The sequence below is a fragment of the Corallococcus sp. CA047B genome (assembly GCF_003612065.1).
In the GTDB taxonomy this organism is placed as follows: Bacteria; Myxococcota; Myxococcia; order Myxococcales; family Myxococcaceae; genus Corallococcus; species Corallococcus praedator.
In genome coordinates this window covers 1-1,978 of the sequence record NZ_RAWD01000613.1, presented here as the reverse complement: position 1 = coordinate 1,978, position 1,978 = coordinate 1, and the positions used below count along the sequence as shown (strand labels likewise).

Below are 1,978 nucleotides of genomic sequence, written 5' to 3'. Positions count from 1 at the left end.
GGGCGGGATGCCCGGCTTGGGCTCCAGGAACGCGACGGTGGTGAAGCCCAGCCAGTTCTGCAGGTACGCCGTCGTGCGGTGGTACGCGATGACGGGCGCGCCCTTGAGGCCCGTCAGCCGCTTCTCCCAGCCCTGTTGCGCGGCCTGCACCTCCTGCGTGAACTTCGCCAGGTTCGCCTTGTAGGTGGCGGCGTTCTTCGCATCGAGCTGCGACATGCGCGCCTCGATGCCGCGCGCCACCGCGATGCCCTGGCGCGGGTCGTAGAGGTAGTGCGGGTTGCCGCCGGGGTGCACGTCGCCCTGGCTGCGGTCCACCGCCGTCGTGGGCACCTCCTGGAGGCTCACGAACCGCGACGCGTCCAGGTAGCCGTCGTTGCCCGTTAGAATCTTGTTGTTGCGCGCACCGAGCTGGAGCGACGGCAACCAGCCGATCTCCAGGTCCAGGCCCGCGGTGATGAGCAGGTCGGCGCGGTTGAGCGCGAGCGCCAGGTTCGGCTTGGCATCCACGAAGTGGGGGTCCTGCGTGGGCAGCGCCAGGGCCACCACCTCCACCTTGTCCCCGCCCACGGCCTTGGCGACCGCGGCGAGATCCGGCAGCGAGGTGACGACCTTGAGGTCCGCGCGCGCTGGGGCGGCGGTGAAGCTGACGGCGGCGGCGAGGAGCGCCGCGAAGAGGCGAAGGGAACGCATGGGAGGGCTCCGGAAGAAAGGGTCAGAACGCATGGGCACCGTGGGCGCCGGTCACGACTTCGAGCGCGAGGAAGGCCGAGTAGTCCGGCGTCGCGCGCCAGCCGACGCGGTCCGTGGCGGCCTGCAGGCGCAGGCGGGAGAACTCCGTGGGCCAGAACGTCACCGCCGCGGTGATGCGCTGGCGGTCGGCGATCCACTCAGGGTCGAGCGGATCATTCGCGACGCGGCCCTCCTGCGTCTTCGCGGGTGTGCCGAACTCGTATCTCACGCCCGTGGCCCACCGGTTGGAGAAGCGCCACACCGTCTGCGCGTAGCCACCCCAGTCGGACAGCAGGTCCTCGGGGGCCTGCCGGCGGCGGTAGAGCACCTCCGCCTGGAGCACCAGTTGCTGCGCGCTCGCCTCGGTGATGGGCCGGAACTTCAGGTAGACATCCGTGCCGTAGACGCTGGTGTGGTTGCGGTAGCCCGTGGGGTTGGGGCCGGTGGCGGCGGACAGGCCCCACAGGAGCGACAGGTCGTCGGACAGCGGGAAGAACTGCTTCACCGCGCCGGTGAGCTGGAAGTCCAGCGGCGACAGCACGCGCTCATTGGAGGAACCGAAGAAGCTGCGCGCGGTGGCCTCGCCCTTCGCGTCGGTGGCGCTGCCGATGACCTCCACGTACCAGGGCAGCGGCGTGAGCCAGGAGCCCTCCACGCCCAGGCCCCGGTTGCCCTCCGCGCCGAACACGCGGCTCATCACGAAGGGCTGATCCACGAAGTCCCACGCATGCGGGTGCGTGGAGTTCAGCCGGCCGAAGCGGGTGAGGAACTGGCCCGCGCGCACCTGGAGGTTCGCGGGCAGGTCCAACGTGGTGACGTACGCCTCTTCAATCTCCACGCCGAACTGGCTGAAGACGATGTTGCTGTCGAAGCGGAAGTACGGATCCACCACCGACCCGATGGACAGCTCCAACTGCTGGAGGTTGAAGCCGTTCTGCGTCGGGTCGTGCGCGCCGCCCTGCAGCGGCTCCTTGCTGGAGAACGCCGCCACGGCCAGGTCCAGGATGAAGCTCAGGTTGAGGAAGCTGGTGCCGCCGGTGATGGCGTTGGGCAGCCGCAGCGGCGTCACGCCGGAGTCGTTCGTGGCGGTGGGCGAAACGGGGGACGTGTCGCCGGACGGCCGCGCGCGGGTGCTCGCGTCCGAGCCCAGCGCCTTTTCAATCTCCGCCATCTCCTCCGCGCTCAGGGCCGGAGCGTCGGAGGGCGTGTCGGCGGGAGCCGCCTCGGCGGGCGGTGGAGGGGGTTCGGT

General features: G+C 70.2%; 2 protein-coding genes. Both read right to left on the bottom strand.

The window, feature by feature from the left end:
- Positions 1-690 (bottom strand): metal ABC transporter solute-binding protein, Zn/Mn family (locus D7X74_RS41575; protein WP_120538430.1); only part of this gene is annotated, 690 nt, incomplete at its 3' end.
- A gap of 22 nt (positions 691-712) precedes the next feature.
- Positions 713-1,978, bottom strand: a 1,266-nt coding sequence (locus D7X74_RS41570) for a zinc-regulated TonB-dependent outer membrane receptor (protein WP_120538429.1), incomplete at its 5' end; no start/stop codon positions are given.